Origin of the sequence: Camelimonas lactis (assembly GCF_004342915.1) — a bacterium.
GTDB lineage: Bacteria > Pseudomonadota > Alphaproteobacteria > Rhizobiales > Beijerinckiaceae > Camelimonas > Camelimonas lactis.
On the sequence record NZ_SLWL01000004.1, the window covers coordinates 120,766 to 137,948 of the forward strand.

Here is a 17,183-nt window from a genome sequence, read left to right on the forward strand (position 1 = left end):
TTCATTTGAACAAACGCTTGAACACCTGGCGCATCATGGCCTAAACCGGCGCGGCTCCCATGGGGTGGCGACGACGTCATCGCTTTGTGTTTGACGACCTCCCCTATGGAGACTAGAGCGTTTCTGGATTGGGCGGGGCCGGGGCGTATTCCGGCCTGAAGGCCCGATCATCAGGAAATCGTTCCGGTTTGTGGCTCCGGCCCCAGGCTCCGGCGTTGACGGCAAGACCGTCGGACGGGAGCGGCGGGATGGGGCCAGGCCGGTCCAGAAGACAACTGAACGGGACGACGCGCGCCGCTCCGGCGACGCCGTTCCCCAGATCACGAAAGCCGGCCTGCTCCCATGGACGATACGTGTCTTGCCCCCGCTTTTCCGGAATTCTCCAGGGATGACTGGCGAAAGCTTGTCGACAAGGTGCTGAAGGGCGCCGACTTCGAGAAGAAGCTGGTGACGCGGGCCAGCGAAGGCATCGCCATCCAGCCGCTCTACGACAAGGCCGCCGGCGACGTTCCCCGCGCCGTGCGCGCCGAGCCTGGCGCATGGGCCGTCACCCAGCTCGTCGACCATCCGGCTCCGGCCGAAGCCAACCATCTGGCCCTCGTCGATCTGGACGGCGGCGCCAGCGGCCTCGCCCTGCGTTTCGCCGGCGCGCCGGCGGCGCGCGGCGCCGGCGTGGCCATCAACACGCTGGCTGATCTGGAACAGACCCTCGACAAGGTCATGCTCGACCTTATCCCCCTGCGGATCGAGGCGGCGCCCTGGCTCAGCCGTCACACCGCCGCCCTCGTGGCGGCGCTCGTCGACGCCCGCAAGCTGAAGCCGGCCGACGTGAACATTGATTTCGGCCTCGATCCCGTCGGCGACATCGTCCGCACCGGCGCCTCGCCGCTGCCGGTCGACGCCCAGCTCGACCGTCTCGCCGACACGGTGCGCGATCTGGCCGCGCGCGGCTATCGCCGCACGCTGGTGCGCGTCGACGCCCGCCCGGTGCATGAGGCCGGCGGCTCGCAGGTCGAGGAACTGGCCTACGCGCTGGCGACCGGCGTGTACTACCTGCGCGCCCTCACCGACCGCGGGCAGTCGATCGAGGCGGCGCGCGACGCCATCGCCATGCTGCTGCCGGCCGACGCCGACCAGTTCATGACCCTCGCCAAATTCCGCGCCGTCCGCCTGCTGTGGGCCCGGGTGCAGGAGCTGTGCGGGCTGGAGCCGAAGCCGCTGCATGTCTCGGCCGAAACCTCCTGGCGCATGACCACCCGCCGCGATCCGTGGGTGAACATGTTGCGCGTGACGGAGGCGGTGTTCGCCGCCGGCGTCGGCGGCGCCGACAATGTCACGGTGCTGCCGCTGACCGCCGCGCTTGGCCTCGCCGACGAGTTCGCCCGCCGTCAGGCGCGCAACACCCAGCTGATCCTGCTGGAAGAATCGAACCTGTGGCGCGTCGCCGATCCGGCGGCCGGGGCCGGCGGCGTCGAGCAGCTGACCCGTGAGCTGTGCGCCCTGGCCTGGGCCCAGTTCCAGAAGATCGAAGCCGCCGGCGGCGTGATCGCGGCGCTGAAGAGCGGTCTGATCCAGGGCGAGATCGCCCGGGTGCGCGCCGCCCGCGAAAAGCAGATCGCCCGTCGCCAGCTGCCGCTCACCGGCGCCAGCGAGTTTCCGAACATCCATGAGGCGCCGGTTGAGGTGCTGAACCCGGCGGCGCCCGCGCCGCTGGCCGGCGACGCCCGCCGCATGGACGTGTCGGCGACGTTCGAGGAGCTGGTCGATCAGGCCCGCGCCGGCGCCGGCCTGCCGGAGAACCTGGCCCGCGTCGCCTCGCCGGTCGCGGAAGCCCTGCCGGTTCATCGCGACGCCGAGGCCTTCGAGGCCCTGCGCGACCGCGCCGACGCCGTGCTTGCCGAAAGGGGGGCGCGTCCGAAGGTGTTCCTGGCCAATCTCGGCCCCATCGCCGCCTTCACCGCCCGCGCCACCTTTGCCAAGAACTTCTTCGAGGCGGCTGGCGTCGAGGCGCTTGGTAATGACGGCTTCCCGTCGCTGGACGCCATGACCGCGGCGTTCCGCGCCTCTGGCGCCCGCATTGCCTGCCTTTGCTCCTCGGATGCTGTTTACGACGAGCAGGCCGCCGCCGCCGCCAAAGCGCTCACCGCCGCCGGCGCCGGAACCGTCTATCTCGCCGGACGCCCGTCCGCGGAGCTGGAGGCGGCGCTGAAGGACGCGGGCGTCACCCGCTTCGCCTACATGGGCGCCGACCTGATCGCCGTGCTTTCCGAGGCCATCGACCTCGCCTGAAGCCATATCCCCTGACGGCGGCCAGCGCCGCCGTCAACGAGCATGCGTCAGGGCGAAAATCGCCTGATACGGCGGCGGGTTGAGCCGCCCGGGGCTCCGGCGCTACAATGTCATCATGAGAACGTCCATTGCGCGCGATCGCGACGCGGGCGTTTCTGGCAGATCGAGAAGTGGCCAGTCACATGACCAGGATTCCAGACTTTACGTCCATCAGCTGGGAAGCGCCGCGCGTCGCGGCTCCCGTCGCCTCAGGCGAACCGTGGACCACGCCGGAAGGCATCGACGTCAAGTCGGTCTACACCGCCGCTGACCGCGACGATCTGGCCTTCGTCGACACGCTGCCGGGTCTCGCGCCATTCGTGCGCGGCCCCTACCCGACCATGTACGTCAACCAGCCGTGGACCGTGCGCCAGTACGCCGGCTTCTCCACGGCCGAGGACTCCAACGCCTTCTACCGCCGCAACCTGGCCGCCGGCCAGAAGGGCCTGTCGGTCGCCTTCGACCTGGCAACGCACCGCGGCTATGACAGCGACCATCCGCGCGTCTCCGGCGACGTCGGCATGGCGGGCGTCGCCATCGACTCCATCTACGACATGCGCACCCTGTTCAGCGGCATCCCGCTCGACCAGATGTCCGTGTCGATGACCATGAACGGCGCGGTGCTGCCGATCCTTGCGCTCTATGTCGTCGCCGCCGAGGAGCAGGGCGTGACCCCCGACAAGCTGGCGGGCACGATCCAGAACGACATCCTCAAGGAGTTCATGGTCCGCAACACCTACATCTATCCGCCGGCGCCCTCGATGCGGATCATCGGCGACATTTTCGCCTACACCTCGGCCAACATGCCGAAGTTCAACTCGATCTCGATCTCCGGCTACCACATGCAGGAAGCCGGCGCGACGCAGGACCTGGAGCTGGCCTACACGCTGGCTGACGGCGTCGAATACATCCGCGCCGGCCTCGCCGCCGGCCTGACCGTCGACCAGTTCGCGCCGCGCCTGTCGTTCTTCTGGGCCATCGGCATGAACTTCTTCATGGAAGTGGCCAAGCTGCGCGCCGCGCGCCTGCTGTGGGCCCGCCTGGTGAAGGAATTCGGGCCGAAGAACGACAAGTCGCTGCCGCTGCGCACCCACTCGCAGACCTCGGGCTGGTCGCTGACCGCGCAGGACGTGTTCAACAACGTTTCGCGCACGGCCATCGAGGCCATGGCCGCCACCCAGGGCCACACCCAGTCGCTGCACACCAACGCCCTCGACGAGGCGCTGGCGCTGCCCACCGACTTCTCGGCCCGCATCGCCCGTAACACCCAGCTGTTCCTGCAGCAGGAGAGCGGCACCACGAAGATCATCGATCCGTGGGGCGGCTCCTATTATGTGGAGCGCCTCACCGCCGAACTGGCGAAGAAGGCGTGGGAGCATATCGAGGAAGTCGAGAAGCTGGGCGGCATGGCCAAGGCCATCGAAGCCGGCATTCCGAAGCTGCGCATCGAGGAAGCCGCCGCCCGCACCCAGGCGCGCATCGACAGCGGCGCCCAGTCGGTGATCGGCGTCAACAAGTTCAAGCCCGAGAACGAAAAGCCGATCGACGTGCTGAAGGTGGACAATTCCGCCGTGCGCGCCGCGCAGCTCGACAAGCTGAAGCGCCTGAAGGCCGAGCGCAACCAGGCCGAGGTCGACGCCACGCTCAAGGCGCTCGAAGACGGCGCCCGCGGCAACGGCAACCTTCTGGCGCTGGCCATCGACGCCGCCCGCGCCAAGGCCACCGTTGGCGAAATCTCGCTGGCTCTGGAGAATGTCTTCGGCCGCCACCAGGCGGAGATCCGCTCGATCTCGGGCGTTTACAAGCGGGAGGCCGCCGCCATGAGCGCCGTGCAGCGCGTGCAGGACCTGGTCGAAACCTTCCAGGAGGAGGACGGCCGCCGGCCGCGCATCCTGGTCGCCAAGATGGGCCAGGACGGTCACGATCGCGGCCAGAAGGTCATCGCCTCGGCCTTCGCCGACCTCGGCTTCGACGTGGACATCGGACCGCTGTTCGCCACGCCGGACGAGGCCGCCCGCCAGGCGATCGAGAACGACGTGCACATCGTCGGCGTGTCGTCGCTGGCGGCCGGCCACCTGACGCTGGTGCCGGAGCTGAAGGCGGCGCTTACCGCCCAGGGCCGCCCGGACATCATGATCGTGGTGGGCGGCGTGATCCCGCCGCAGGACTTCGACGCCCTGTACAAGGCAGGCGCCTCGGCCATCTTCCCGCCCGGCACGGTGATCGCCGAGGCCGCCGAGAAGCTGCTCAACGAACTGCGCCAGCGCCTCGGTTACCTGCCCGGCAAGGCAGCCGAATAAACAGGGGGCTCCACCCCTTGCCGTAACGCCGCGCTTTCGGCAGAAGGCGCGGCGTTTGCCATGGTTGCAATGGTCAGCGGCTGGCGCAGAAACTGATTCCGGATTTCTGGCAAAGCCTCTGGTGATTCAGCGGCTTTTCAACGGCCCCACGCGGCGGGCCGCCAGGCCGCCTCCCGCCAGATTGATTCAGGAAACAGACGTAAATATCTGGTTTTACTATAATTTTCACCTCACCCCATATGCGCGGCAGCGCGTCATCATATGGTCATGGTGAGGTCGGAAACCTCGCGGCGGCTTGCGGAATATTATCCGCTCAAAGTGGCCGCTGATCTGGAGCAAACCGGGGCTGAGGGCGCACATGCTGGACCGGCGCTTTGCTCCACTTCTTTGAATTCACGCATATTTCCTGCGCAAGGCGGCCGCCTCCGCGCCGGGGAATGCTGGCGGGCGCCGGGATGACGTGGATCCTGGCCCAGGGGCCAACGACAGGGACATGATGCAGATGAGCACCGGCATCGGAAACGCAGGCAGCGGACCAGAGAGCGCCGCCGTCAGGGAGCCCGCGCGCACAACCGCCCGCCATTCCGCCGGCGTGCGGGCGGTGCGGCCGGCGCGGCTGCCCGGGACGCTGACCATCCTGCGCACCATGATCCGCAATCCGATCGAGGGCTGGCCGCCGGAGGTGTATGAGGCGCCGCTGCTGCGCTCCTCGCAGGTGGGGCGGCCGTGCCTGTTCGTCATGGCGCCGGAACTGGTGCACGAGGCGCTGGTCGAGAAGGCCGACATTTTCGTCAAGGACAATGTCATGCGCCGCACCCTCGGGCCGGCGCTTGGCGAGGGCATCCTCACCGCCAACGGCGCGCACTGGCGCTGGCAACGGCGCCTCGCCGCGCCAGTGTTCCGCCACGACCGGGTGATGGGCATGGTTCCCGCGATGATCCGCGCCGCCGAAGCGACGGCGGAGCGCTGGGCCAGCCAGCAGGGCCAGCGCGTCGACGTCGCCCACGAAATGATGCGGACGACCTTCGACGTCATCGCCGACACCATGCTCTCCGGCGCGCCGGACATGGACGTGGAGCGGGTGGCCGAGGCCATCACCGATTCACTGGACAGCATCGGCTGGCCGCTGGCGCTGTCACTGCTGGGGGCGCCCAAATGGATGCCTTATCCCGGCAGCCGCAAGGCCGCCGCCGGGCGGGCCTATCTGCGCGGCTGCATGCAGGCGGCGATTGACGCCCGCCGCGCAGCCGGGGCGACGGACGGCGCCGATCTCACCAGCCTGATGCTGGACGCCGCCGACCCCGAAACCGGCCAGACGATGAGCGACGAGCAGATTATCGACAACCTGCTCACCTTCATCGCCGCCGGCCATGAAACCACCGCCCTGGCGCTCACCTGGTCATTCTGGCTGCTCAGCCAATATCCCAAGGCGGCGGCCAGGCTGCGCGCCGAGGTCGAGGCCGTGGCGCCGCACGGCGTGACGCCAGAGAATATTGACCAGCTGGTTTTCACCCGCCAGGTGCTGCAGGAGGCCATGCGGCTGTTCCCGCCCGCGGCCGTCATCGTGCGCTCGGCCACGGAAGACACCACGCTGGGCGCAGAGCCGGTGCACAAGGGCGAGGCGCTGATCTTCCCGATTCACGCCATCCACCGGCACAGGACGCTGTGGGAGCAGCCGGACGCCTTCAACCCGGACCATTTCACGCCAGAAGCGGTGAAGGCGCGGCCCCGCCATGCGTTCATGCCGTTTGGCGGCGGGCCGCGCATCTGCATCGGCATGATGTTCGCCATCCTGGAGGGCGTCGCCATTCTGGCCACCCTCGCCCGCCGGTTCGCGCCCGAGCCGGAAATTCCGATGACGCCGGAGCCGCAATTGCGCATCACCCTGCGCCCGCGCGGCGGCATGCCGATGCGGCTGAAGCCGGCCGGCGACGCGGGAATCTGACGGGTCGCCCAACGCCCAGAAAGGGCGCGGATGCTTCCGCGCCCTGCCCTTTTTCGCCAGAGGCTCAACGCCTGATGGTTTCACCCGAGGCGACATCCAGCGCCGAGCCGTCCTTCAGGCTGATGCGGTAGACTTCGCGGGTGACATTGCCGGCGAAGCCCAGTTCGACGATCGACACGGTCCCGAAGGTTGCCGGCACGCCCCCGGGGAAGATGGCGTTAAAGTGGGCGGCGAGGTCGTCCATGGCCGCGCTGATCGCCGGGGTGAACGGCTTCGTGCTGTAGACCAGCGTGTTGTGCGGGTTGTGGGCGCGGACCTCCTTGCCGTCTTTCACGACATTGACGCCGCTGACGCCCATGGCGCGCACCAGCTCCCTGCCCGCCTCACCCATCCTGGCGTGGACCGGGCCGGTGACCCGCGGTAGCGGGCCATCGCGCAGTGGCGCCAGGGCCGCGGCGGCCGCCGTGTTGTACGACATCAGGGTTTCGTAGCCATCGCCCTGCTTCACCACACCCAGGTCCAGCCACCAGGGACTGCCGGCGCCTTTGGCCGCCTCGGTCGTATAGAATTTTTTCAGTTGCACCTGCACGGGGCCCGGCGGTTTCGGCAGGGCGGCCAGCATGCGGGCGGGCGTTTGTTCATCCGGGTTGTGGATGTGGACCACGGTGACGTGGGGAATATTGGCGCGGATGGCTTCCGTCTCCAGCCCCAGAGCCAGCAACTGCTCCTTCAGGGGGCCGGCGACGGTGGCGTTGAGCTTGCCGACCACGTCTTCCGGCAGCGTAAACACCAGCCCCCATGTGCGGATATGCGGGCGGAAGGCTTCCTGCCCAATGGCGCTGTTGTCGATCTGCGGCGCCCCCCTGTCCGCGGCGGCGGGCGTGACCGCAAGGCCGGCCGCCATGGCCACGGCCAGCGCGGGCGCGCTCCAGAATCGCGCCCCTGGCCTTGCCGCGCTCCAGCCTGCAAACCTGTTCAGCATGTTCCCCATCCCTTGTTGGCGGCGAAGCGTTTTCGCCAGCCGGCAGAGGAAGCACGCTCTTGCGAAGGCCAGATGACGCTGGCCTCCGTCGCCCTGCAACAAATCTGTGACCTGGCTGCGCGACAATGGCGTTGATTCAACGGCATGAGAACCAGGGCGCACGATGGGCAGGGCATTCGGAACAAACGCGACGCATATGGTTGCGGCGGCGCTCGCCGGCTTCGGCTGGCTGACCCTGCCGGCCGCCGGCGAAACGCCGGTGGCCCAGGCCGGCGACAGCTACTTCCAGGCGGCGCAGCAGGATTTGCAGGCCATCCTCGCGCGCAAGCCGGTGCTGGGCCGCGCCCGCAACGTCATCCTGTTCATTGGCGACGGCATGTCCGTTCCCACGGTGACGGCCTCGCGCATTCTGGAGGGACAGCGGCGCGGCGTTGACGGTGAGAGCAACTGGCTCACCTTCGAGCGCCGGCTGCCGAATGTGGCGCTGTCCAAAACCTGGACCCATGACGCCCAGGTGGCGGATTCCGCCCCCACCGCCACGGCGCTGGTGGCCGGCGTCAAATCGGTGAACGGCGCGCTCGGCGTCACCCAACAGGTTCGCCGCGGCGATTGCGACAGCCAGAAGGCGGCGGCCGTCACCACCCTCTTCGAGCTGGCGGAACAGGACGGGCGCGCCACCGGCATTGTCTCCACCGCCCGCCTGACCCATGCGACGCCGGCCGCCACATACGCCAAATCGGCCGAGCGCGACTGGGAGAACGATGCGGCGATTCCAGCGGCGCAGAAGGCCAAAGGTTGCAAGGACATCGCCGCGCAGATGATCGAATGGCCGGCTGGCGACGGCTTCGAGGTGATGCTGGGCGGCGGCCGCGCCAACTTCCTGCCGAAGGCAACGCCGGACCCGGAGGACCCGAAACGCGCAGGCGCGCGCGCCGACGGCCGCGATCTGGTTGAGGAATGGCGGCGCAGGCGCAATGACGCGGTTTATGTCTGGAACCAGGCCCAGTTCGACGCGGTCGATCCCGCTCACACCGGACGGCTGCTCGGCCTGTTCCAGCCCAGCCACATGCAATATGAGGTCGACCGGGCGAAGGACCGGGCCGGCGAGCCGTCGCTGGCCGAGATGACCGGCAAGGCCATCGACATCCTGTCAAAGAACGACAAGGGCTTCGTGCTGATGGTCGAGGCCGGCCGCATCGATCACGCCCACCACGCCGGCAACGCCTGGCGGGCGCTGACCGACACCATTGCCCTGGACGCGGCGGTGAAGACGGCGCTGGACAGGGTGAACCTGGACGACACCCTGGTGGTGGTCACCGCCGACCACAGCCATGTGTTCACCATGGCCGGCTACCCACCGCGCGGCAATCCGGTGATGGGCCTGGCCGGCAAGGGCGCCGACGGCAAGCCATACAGCACGCTGGGCTACATGAATGGCCCGGGCTCCAGCCAGCCGGCGGCGCGCGAGGAACTGGACGCCGGCAAGACCAGCGATCCCGACCACAGGCAGCAGGCGCTGGTTCCGCTGCCATCAGAAACCCATGGCGGGGACGACGTGGCGATCTACGCCGGCGGCCCGTGGGCTCACCTGTTCCAGGGCGTGATGGAGCAGAACGTGATCTTCCACATCATGGCCCATGCGTCGGGCCTTGACGGGGAGAAGGCCGGGAACCCGGCGCAGGCGCAGGGCCCGGCGCAGGCGCAAGACCCGGCGCAGGCGCAAGACCCGGCGCAGGCGCAAGGCCCGGCGCAGGCGCAAGGCCCGGCGCAGGCGCAAGACCCGGCGCAGGCGCAAACCCCGGCGCAGGCGCCGGGCCGGACGAAGGCCGGGGAGCCGTCAGGAAAGTAAGCGCGCCGGCCGTCCCGCGATCAACGCCGCATATCGATCCCGGGGCGTGACCTGCGCGTCAATCCTGGGCTCTTGCGCCGCGATCGATGGCGCGACGCACCACGGCGCGCACGTCCTTGTTGGACAGGAACACGTCGTGACCGATGACGCCCCAGCCATAATCCGAGGCGTCCACCACCTTGACGCCCAGCGGCTCCAATTGGGCGCGGACCGAGGCGCCCACCCGCGACACACCGCCCGCGAGCTGGCCGGAAACCGCCAGCGCCCGGTCCTTCGTCGAACCGATCACCGTGATGTGCGAGGCCAGCGGCCCGATGCGCTTCAGCGAGGTGGCGAACAGGTCCACGTCAATATCCGGCGCAGCCAGCACGATGGCGCCGATGCGCGCCGCCAGATCGGTGGAGCCACTGAGCGCCCAGAGCTGGCGCAGGGTTTCAAGGGTCAGCAGCGCGCCCATGGAATGGGCGATGATATTAAGCTTGCCGCCAGCTGGATTGCGGCCCAGGGCCTCGAACACGTCCTGCAGGGCGTCGCGCGACCACATGGCGCTCTCTCGGTCGTAGCCATAGTCAATCAGCGCGTCTTTCGACGGCCAGGAGAAGGCGACGGTCTGCCCCTCGAAATCAATGCCGCTGGCCAGCTCATGGGCGTCCAGAACGCTGGTTTCGAATGAGGTCTTGTAGCCATGGACGTAGAACAGCAGATCCTGGCCAGCAACCGCGCCGACGAGGGTCGTCACCGGATCGTTCGGCCCCAGCCCCTCGACGCGCAGCAGGCTCCAGCGGCCAGTGACGGTGGAGACCGCCTTGCCCAGCAGGGATTTGCCGCCGTCCTTCAGCACCGCCCGGACGACGCGGGTGCCGCCGGAGCGCTGCCAGCTGAACCAGGGGCGCTCCTCCGCGCCCTCAACCGGCTTGCGGTTGGTCACCACATACACGTCGGCGTCGCCCTCCGCCGCCAGGGCGGGGCGGGCGGCGAGGCCGGCCAGAACGGCGCCGCCGGCAAGGGCAAGCAGGTTGCGGCGGCTCACACGGGGCGCGCCGGAGCCGAAGCCGCGCGCCGCCCCGTTCGGACGTGATGCAGGTTCCAGGCGCGACGCGGCGTCCGCTTCGCCCGAAAATGCTTTCATGAATGGCGTATCGGTCATGACTGTTCAGCGCAAATGAATCGGAAGCGGCGCACAAGGCGCCAGCATGTGGGCGCCATCATGGCGCCGCCGTCCGCCCGAAGGTGATCTGACGGACTGGCCGGAATCGGTTCACCGGGTTATGGCTTGCCCAGACGGAGCCGCCGCCCGCCAGGAACGGCGATCCGCCTGCAGCCATTGCGACCGGACACGACGGGATGAGCGCGACCTGGCCGGTCCGGCGCGCTCCGGACATCGTCCCGGTCAACGGATATCGCCGTCTCTCTGATTTGACGCGCCTGATCTCATGCAAGGCAGCGCCTTGCCGGAAAATGCCGCTGGAGCGAACATGACCGTCCCGATTTCCTCCCGTCCGCCGGCTCCCGACGTGGCGGCCCTGGCCGAACGCCTGGTCGCTGGCGATCGCGCCGCGCTGGCCCGCGCCATCACGCTGGTGGAATCACGCCGGGAGGACCATCGCGCGGCGGCGCGCAAGCTGCTGCAGATGTTGACGCCGCGCACTGGCGGCTCCATCCGCCTTGGCGTCACCGGCGTGCCGGGCGTTGGCAAATCCACCACCATTGATGCGCTCGGCTCCAACCTCACGGCGGCTGGCCACAAGGTGGCGGTGCTGGCGGTGGACCCGTCCTCGACGCGCACCGGCGGCTCGATCCTTGGCGACAAGACCCGGATGGCGCGGCTGGCGGTCGATCCCAACGCCTTCGTGCGTCCCTCCCCCAGCGCCGGCACTTTGGGCGGCGTCGCCGCCAAGACCCGTGAAACCACGCTGCTGTGCGAGGCTGCCGGCTTCGACGTGGTGATCGTGGAAACCGTGGGCGTCGGCCAGTCGGAAACCACCGTCGCCGACCTCACCGATTTCTTCCTGGTGCTGATGCTACCAGGCGCCGGCGACGAATTGCAGGGCATCAAGAAGGGCATCATCGAGATGGCCGACATGATCGCCGTCAACAAGGCGGATGGCGACGGCCTGAAGCGGGCGCGCGCCGCCGCCGCTGAATATCTGGCGGCGCTGCACATTCTGGCGCCGGCCTCGAAGGTCTGGTCGCCGCCGGTGGTCACCATCTCCGGGCTCGCCAACACTGGCCTCGACAAGATGTGGGAGAACGTGCTCGACCACCGCCGCAAACTGGACGCGGCAGGCGAATTGCAGGCCAAGCGCCGCGCCCAGGAAGTGCGCTGGATGTGGACGCTGGTGGAAGAGCGGATGCACGCCCGCCTGCGGCGGGACCCGGCGGTGCGCGAGCGCGTGCCGCAGATCGAAGCCGCCGTGCGCGCCGGCGAAACCACAGCCACGGTCGCCGCCGAGGAAATCTGCGAGTTGGCCGGGCTGGGCTGAGGCCTTCGGAAGCAACAAAAAGGGGCCTCGCGGGCCCCTTTTTCATATGCGTTTTTCGTATGGGGCGCTGGCGGTGCCTCAGAGCGGCGACGTCAGGTGGCCGCCGTCAACGGTGATCACCTCGCCGGTCATCCAGCTGGAGGCGTCGGTGGAGAGCAGCAGGATGGCGCCGTCGAGGTCGGCCTCCTTGCCCAGCCGGCGCATCGGCACGCGGCGGATCATCGCCTTGCCAGGCTCGGTTTCGAAGAAATCGCGGTTGAGATCGGTGAGGATGTAACCGGGCGCCAGCGCGTTGACGCGAATGCCATAGCGGGCCCACTCAAGCGCCAGCGCCTTCGTCATGTGGACGACAGCCGCCTTGGAGGCGGCGTAGGGCAGGATGGCCTGGGCGACGCGATAGCCGGTGATCGAGGCGATGTTGACGATGACGCCGCCGCGCTCCGCATCGCGCCAGCGCCGTCCCGCCTCGGCGCACACCAGCCAGGCGCCGCGCAGGTTGGTGTTGACCACCTCATCGAAATCGGCCGCCGACAGGTCCATGGCCAGCGCGGGCCGCGAGATGCCGGCGTTGTTGACCACCACGTCGACCGGCCCCTGGGCGGCCTCGGCGGCGGCGAAGGCCTTTGCGACCGATTCCTCGCTGGTCACGTCGAGGGCGACGGCGTTCGCCCGCCCGCCATTGGCCTGCAGTTCAGCCACCAGTTCGGCCAGCTTGCCGGCGTTGCGGGCCGCCACGCTCACCACCGCGCCGCAGGAGGCGTAGAGCCGGGCGAAATGCGCGCCAAGGCCACCCGAGGCGCCGGTGATGAAGACATGCTTGTTGCTGACGAGCGCGCCAAGGTCCATTGGTATTCCCCTTGAGATATTCCCACGTGATGGTCCGAACCGGCCGGCCAGCCGTCACGCCTTGCAGATCCGCCGGCGCCGGAGAGCCAATGCAGGACCAGTGCGTTCCCATCGCAACGCCGGTCCGTCAGGTCAAGCTGGCGGGCTACACGATCCAGGTCACCGACAGCAAGCCAACGTTCTGGGCCCGGGTGTGCGCAGGCGACTGGGAACCCGGCGCCCTGGCCGCCATCAGCGCCCATGTGAAGCCGGAAACCTGGTTTCTCGATCTGGGCGCCTGGGTTGGCCCCACCACCTTGCTGGCGGCGCGGCTTGGCGCGCGCTGCATCGCCGTCGAGGCCGACCCGCAGGCGCTGCGGGAGTTGCGCGGCAACCTCGCGTGCAATCCGGCGCTCGCCGCCCGAACAACGGTGATCGACAGGGCCGTCAGCCCGACGCCGGCGCCGGTCACCCTGGCGGCGCGGCGCAAGCCCGGCGACTCCATGTCCAGCGCCCTGCTGGCGGAGCAGACGGAGGCCGGGCGCATTCGCTGGCGCGTCGACGCCATCACGCCGGCGCAACTGGCGGCGTCCGTTCCGGCCGAGGCCCCGCTTTTCATCAAGCTCGACATCGAAGGCGGCGAGTTCGCGCTGCTGCCGCATATGGCGCCATTGCTGCAACGGGGTGGGCCAACGCGCGTCCTCGCCTCCTTTCACCCCGGCGTTTTGCGGGAAACCGGGGCGCCGGAGGACGCGATCCACGCGCGAACGGCGCTGGCGCTGGCGCCATTCGCCGGCTGGCATGGGGAGGAGATCGATCCTTCCGCCGGAAAATCAGGCGATGGAGCGCCGCCGGACGCGCGGCTGATCGCCAGCGGCCAGCAGAGCGACAGCTGGATGTTCACGCGCCGGGACACTGGGCCAGACTAAGGATTGACGGAGGCCCTCCAGGGGCCACTGGCTCTCCTCCTGGGCTCCCGGAAGCCTGGGCTCCCGGATTCCTGAGCTCCTGGGCGCCGCCAGTTTGACCACGCGGCGCCTGCCATTGGGGAATAGCGCCTGCACCCGCCGCCTTCGCGCCGGAGTGACGCCTGGACGTTACCCAGGCGGGTAATCGGCAGGCGCCCAGGCGCATATCCGCCTCCCCTTTCCGCCGCATCTGCCGCGACGGAGACTGGCGCGACTGGCGCATTCGCCAGGGCGCGGCGGAACGCCAGTCCCATTGCCCAGCTTTAATGGGCGTTCTTTTCCCCACGCCCGATTTCATGCAAGGCGGCGGCCGCCTTGCGGGCGACAGGGGCCGGGTTGGCGCCGTTCTGCCCCGCATCGCCCACCATGGCGGACCTGTCGCGCGGGGCGCCCAGTCCAATATCGCGGGCGAGGCGCGAACGCATCTCGGCGTAGTTTGGCGCCACCATCGGATAGTCCGGCGGCAGCCCCCATTTGGCCCGGTACGCCTCGGGCGAGAGCCCATATGCGGCGCGCAGATGCCGGGTCAGGGACCGGTAACGTTTGCCATTCTCGAAGCAGATAATGAAATCCGGCGAGATGCTCTTGCGGATCTGCGCCGCGGTCAGCGCCTGACGCGCCGGCTCCACGGCCTGGGGCTCACCACCCGCGCCGGCCAGCGCCGCGTGCACGGATGCAATCAGCCCGTCGAGCTCCGCCGGGGGAACATTATGGTTGGAAAGATAAGCGCAAATAATCTTCGTGGCCAACCCACGAAGCTCGGCCTGCAATTCACTCATGGAACACCAAAAATATATATAAAATAAAAGCGATGTATATGTCTAATGATTGACAATTATTCACGCGATGTCAATCCGCAATCTCCATTTGTATAGTTCGACTGAACTGACGCTGTCCAAGTTGAACCATGTCGAGGCGCCGCCCTGCCAGCCCATGTGTTGATGAACCCATGCGACCCATCGCCCCGCGGGAAGCCAGGCCCCCCGCAGAGCCAAAACCTGAAACCTGGCCAAAAACCCGGCTCCCAGGAAAAATCGACCGGCCCACCGGAAATGATCGACCCAGTCAGGCGCATCGTCAGAAACAGGGCGCGGCCAGACCGGCGATAGCCTCCCGGCGATGCGCGCGCCAGCTTTTGTTTGGGTTGCGACGGCGGGGCGCCACACCCGCTTCGTGGCGTTAACAATGCTGCCGGAAGGGGGCGCATACAGCTTCGCGCTTCTGCTTTCAGCGCCGCGTCGCCCGGACGAAGTAGCACGCGGGGGGGCTTCGGCGCCACAGAAGGCGCGACGCCGGCTCCGTCCCGGCGACTGGCCGGAATGAACCTGTCCTGACCATGCCCACCGCACGGCAAGCCGGGACCGCGACGTCATGACATGCGCCAAGCCAGCAACCAACATGGCGCGCCCGCGCCCCAGAAGACGCGATCGCCGGGAACCCATCGCCCCGGAAGGGACTTGGACAGTCAGGAGGCCGATCGCCAAGGCCGATCGTCGGCCAGTCGATCATCGGGGGGCACGGCTGGAACCAGGTCAGCGGCGCGGGGGCTCGCTCCTCCCTGTTCCAGGGCATGCGGAAGGAAGCATGACCATGTACGGTTTGTTCAAGCGCGATCTCAAGGCGTCCGGTCTGGCGACGCCTGACCCTGGCGTCCCGCCGCCGGCGCCGCCCGCCACGCCCGCCAGGCCGCCGGAGGCGCCGGAGGGTCCCCATCCCGACGAGCCGCCGGGCATCCCGACGCCGGAGCCGGTTTCCCCTACGGAAGAACCGCTGCAGGTTCCGCCCGACGCCCCGCTGGAGATACCGCCGCAACAGGGGCTGGCGCAACAGGGGCTGGCGCACAGGCCGGACAACGCCGCCTGACCGCGCGACGCCGCCTGGCGGCGATTTTGCGCGACAATCTCAGGCCGCGCCGTCGTCCTGATCCGCGCCATCGGCAATGTCCGCGCCATCGGGGATGTGGAGGATGGCGTCGGCGTAGCGGCGCATCCATGCCACGAACTGATCAAGCTCCGCATCGCTCCAGTCGCCGAGCGCCGCGCGCATCAGCCGTTCGCGCGCCGCGTCGATCCGCGCCGTCATGGCCCGGCCCTTTTCCGTGATGACCGCCTCGCGGATGCGCCTGTCATGCGCGTTGAACTGCCGGGTGACCAGGCCAAGCTCCACCAGGCGGCTGACCTGCCTCGAAACCGTGGTGTGGTCGCGGCCATTGCGGTCGGCCAGCTCGACAATGCCGATCGGGCCGAACTTGCCCACCAGCACCAGCAGGGGAAACAGCGCGCGGTCGAGCGAGATGCCCGCCGCGCGCACCATCAGCGCGTCACGCTGCGGCCGGTTCATCACGGCGACAATATCAAGCACGGCTTCATGCAGGCGCCGCAGACGCTCCGACGCTTGGATTTGCTGATCGCGTGCATTTTGCACGCTTTCATTTGACGCCATGACATATCCTCATTATGTGCAAAACGCACATATATTTCCGCTTCGCAAGGAGTTTGCCATGAAAGCCGCCGTTGTTCGCGCTGCTGGCCAGGCGCCGGTTTACGCTGAATTTGACACGCCGCGCCCAGGCCCTGGCCAGGTGGTCGTCCAGGTGTCAGCGTCGGCGCTCAGCCGGCTGACGCGGGCGCGCGCCTCTGGCCAGCACTACAGTTTCGACGGTGGCTGGCCGTTTGTCGCCGGAGTTGATGGCGTGGGGCGGCTCGAAGACGGCAGCCGGGTTTTCTTCGCCTTTCCCGCGCCGCCGTTCGGCGCGATGGCCACAACGGTGGTGATCGACCCGGCGAACTGCGCGCCCGTGCCCGACGCGCTTGACGACGTGACCGCCGCAGCCCTCGGAAATCCGGGCATGTCCGGCTGGATGGCGCTGCGGGAGCGGGCAGCGTTGCAGCGCGGCGAAACCGTGCTGATCAACGGGGCGACCGGCAGTTCGGGCCAGATGGCGGTGCAGGTTGCGCGGAGCCTCGGCGCCGGGCGCATTGTCGTCACCGGCCGCAATCCGGCGATGCTGCAACGCCTGCGGTCACTTGGCGCCGACGAAACAATTCCGCTGACGGAGGACGCGGCGACGCTGCGCGCGCGCTTCGAAGCCGCCTTTGCGACGGGCGTCGACGTGGTTCTGGATTACCTCTGGGGCGAAAGCGCGAGCCTGATCCTCGCCAGCAGCGCCCGGATGCCTGATGCGGCCCGCCCCCTGCGCTTCGTCAATATCGGCGCAATGACCGGCGAAACCATTCCCCTGCCCGCCGGCATGTTGCGGTCGCGCGCCATTACGTTGATGGGCAGCGGACTTGGAAGCGTTTCCCAGGACCGCCTGATGGCGTCGCTGCGCGATGTGCTGGCCTCGGCGCCGGCGGCCGGCTACCAGATCGAGACCGAGACGGCGCCGCTTGCCGACGTGGCCGAAGCCTGGACGCGCGACACGGGCAACCGGCGACTGGTTTTCCGCATCTGACCGGCCAGAGGCCGGATCTGGCTGCTCCAGTCCAGTAGCGGTGGCGGCA

Annotated in this window: 13 protein-coding genes; 8 read left to right on the plus strand and 5 right to left on the minus strand. The window is 68.5% G+C overall.

Features of this window, described 5'->3' with window-relative positions; genetic code table 11:
• The first annotated feature begins 342 nt into the window (after positions 1-342).
• The 3 genes from EV666_RS06560 to EV666_RS06570 all read left to right on the plus strand — a co-directional run bounded on the left by EV666_RS06560 (position 343) and on the right by EV666_RS06570 (position 6,573).
• The gene (locus EV666_RS06560; protein WP_132004930.1) at positions 343-2,289 is read left to right on the plus strand and encodes a methylmalonyl-CoA mutase subunit beta; all 1,947 of its coding nucleotides are present in this window, start codon (positions 343-345) and stop codon (positions 2,287-2,289) included.
• A 182-nt stretch (positions 2,290-2,471) separates the two neighbouring features.
• Positions 2,472-4,628: a methylmalonyl-CoA mutase gene (scpA, locus tag EV666_RS06565; protein WP_132004933.1), complete on the plus strand. Its 2,157-nt coding sequence runs from the start codon at positions 2,472-2,474 to the stop codon at positions 4,626-4,628.
• Between the two features lie 502 nt (positions 4,629-5,130).
• The gene (locus tag EV666_RS06570; protein WP_245514261.1) at positions 5,131-6,573 is read left to right on the plus strand and encodes a cytochrome P450; all 1,443 of its coding nucleotides are present in this window, start codon (positions 5,131-5,133) and stop codon (positions 6,571-6,573) included.
• A gap of 64 nt (positions 6,574-6,637) precedes the next feature.
• Here the strand turns inward: EV666_RS06570 and EV666_RS06575 are convergent, their stop codons facing one another.
• Positions 6,638-7,555, minus strand: coding sequence for a hypothetical protein (locus EV666_RS06575; RefSeq protein WP_207906344.1), 918 nt, complete (start codon positions 7,553-7,555; stop codon positions 6,638-6,640).
• A 163-nt stretch (positions 7,556-7,718) separates the two neighbouring features.
• Here EV666_RS06575 and EV666_RS06580 point away from each other — a divergent pair, with 163 nt between their 5' ends.
• Positions 7,719-9,404: an alkaline phosphatase family protein gene (locus tag EV666_RS06580; protein WP_132004936.1), complete on the plus strand. Its 1,686-nt coding sequence runs from the start codon at positions 7,719-7,721 to the stop codon at positions 9,402-9,404.
• 58 nt (positions 9,405-9,462) lie between these two features.
• On the opposite strand, the gene EV666_RS06585 is transcribed toward EV666_RS06580, so the two are convergent.
• Positions 9,463-10,551, minus strand: coding sequence for an alpha/beta hydrolase (locus tag EV666_RS06585; protein ID WP_245514262.1), 1,089 nt, complete (start codon positions 10,549-10,551; stop codon positions 9,463-9,465).
• Positions 10,552-10,879: 328 nt separating this feature from the next.
• On the opposite strand from EV666_RS06585, the gene meaB reads away from it, so the two are divergent.
• Positions 10,880-11,887 carry a methylmalonyl Co-A mutase-associated GTPase MeaB gene (gene meaB, locus EV666_RS06590; RefSeq protein WP_132004938.1) on the plus strand — a complete coding sequence of 336 codons (1,008 nt, stop codon included), beginning with the start codon at positions 10,880-10,882 and terminating at the stop codon, positions 11,885-11,887.
• A 78-nt stretch (positions 11,888-11,965) separates the two neighbouring features.
• Here meaB and EV666_RS06595 read toward each other — a convergent pair whose 3' ends face one another.
• The gene (locus tag EV666_RS06595) at positions 11,966-12,733 is read right to left on the minus strand and encodes an SDR family NAD(P)-dependent oxidoreductase (protein ID WP_132004940.1); all 768 of its coding nucleotides are present in this window, start codon (positions 12,731-12,733) and stop codon (positions 11,966-11,968) included.
• A gap of 89 nt (positions 12,734-12,822) precedes the next feature.
• On the opposite strand from EV666_RS06595, the gene EV666_RS06600 reads away from it, so the two are divergent.
• On the plus strand, positions 12,823-13,641 hold the full coding sequence (locus EV666_RS06600; protein ID WP_165909918.1) for an FkbM family methyltransferase: 819 nt from the start codon (positions 12,823-12,825) through the stop codon (positions 13,639-13,641).
• Between the two features lie 302 nt (positions 13,642-13,943).
• On the opposite strand, the gene EV666_RS06605 is transcribed toward EV666_RS06600, so the two are convergent.
• Positions 13,944-14,459: a Ros/MucR family transcriptional regulator gene (locus EV666_RS06605; protein ID WP_132004946.1), complete on the minus strand. Its 516-nt coding sequence runs from the start codon at positions 14,457-14,459 to the stop codon at positions 13,944-13,946.
• Between the two features lie 811 nt (positions 14,460-15,270).
• Here EV666_RS06605 and EV666_RS06610 point away from each other — a divergent pair.
• Positions 15,271-15,543, plus strand: a complete 273-nt coding sequence (locus EV666_RS06610; RefSeq protein ID WP_165909919.1) for a hypothetical protein — start codon at positions 15,271-15,273, stop codon at positions 15,541-15,543.
• Between the two features lie 39 nt (positions 15,544-15,582).
• Here EV666_RS06610 and EV666_RS06615 read toward each other — a convergent pair whose 3' ends face one another.
• Positions 15,583-16,122 (minus strand): MarR family winged helix-turn-helix transcriptional regulator, encoded by a 540-nt coding sequence (locus tag EV666_RS06615; RefSeq protein WP_132004952.1) that lies wholly within the window; start codon positions 16,120-16,122, stop codon positions 15,583-15,585.
• Between the two features lie 58 nt (positions 16,123-16,180).
• On the opposite strand from EV666_RS06615, the gene EV666_RS06620 reads away from it, so the two are divergent.
• Positions 16,181-17,134 (plus strand): quinone oxidoreductase family protein, encoded by a 954-nt coding sequence (locus tag EV666_RS06620; protein ID WP_132004955.1) that lies wholly within the window; start codon positions 16,181-16,183, stop codon positions 17,132-17,134.
• Positions 17,135-17,183 lie beyond the last annotated feature (49 nt).

Coding starts and splice junctions, on each gene's coding strand:
- meaB (WP_132004938.1), top strand. CDS start 10,880: ATGACCGTCCCGATTTCCTCCCGTCCGCCGGCTCCCGACGTGGCGGCC.
- EV666_RS06600 (WP_165909918.1), top strand. CDS start 12,823: ATGCAGGACCAGTGCGTTCCCATCGCAACGCCGGTCCGTCAGGTCAAG.
- EV666_RS06560 (WP_132004930.1), top strand. CDS start 343: ATGGACGATACGTGTCTTGCCCCCGCTTTTCCGGAATTCTCCAGGGAT.
- EV666_RS06605 (WP_132004946.1), bottom strand. CDS start 14,459: ATGAGTGAATTGCAGGCCGAGCTTCGTGGGTTGGCCACGAAGATTATT.
- EV666_RS06595 (WP_132004940.1), bottom strand. CDS start 12,733: ATGGACCTTGGCGCGCTCGTCAGCAACAAGCATGTCTTCATCACCGGC.
- EV666_RS06585 (WP_245514262.1), bottom strand. CDS start 10,551: ATGACCGATACGCCATTCATGAAAGCATTTTCGGGCGAAGCGGACGCC.
- EV666_RS06610 (WP_165909919.1), top strand. CDS start 15,271: ATGTACGGTTTGTTCAAGCGCGATCTCAAGGCGTCCGGTCTGGCGACG.
- EV666_RS06580 (WP_132004936.1), top strand. CDS start 7,719: ATGGGCAGGGCATTCGGAACAAACGCGACGCATATGGTTGCGGCGGCG.
- EV666_RS06570 (WP_245514261.1), top strand. CDS start 5,131: ATGAGCACCGGCATCGGAAACGCAGGCAGCGGACCAGAGAGCGCCGCC.
- scpA (WP_132004933.1), top strand. CDS start 2,472: ATGACCAGGATTCCAGACTTTACGTCCATCAGCTGGGAAGCGCCGCGC.
- EV666_RS06620 (WP_132004955.1), top strand. CDS start 16,181: ATGAAAGCCGCCGTTGTTCGCGCTGCTGGCCAGGCGCCGGTTTACGCT.
- EV666_RS06575 (WP_207906344.1), bottom strand. CDS start 7,555: ATGCTGAACAGGTTTGCAGGCTGGAGCGCGGCAAGGCCAGGGGCGCGA.
- EV666_RS06615 (WP_132004952.1), bottom strand. CDS start 16,122: ATGGCGTCAAATGAAAGCGTGCAAAATGCACGCGATCAGCAAATCCAA.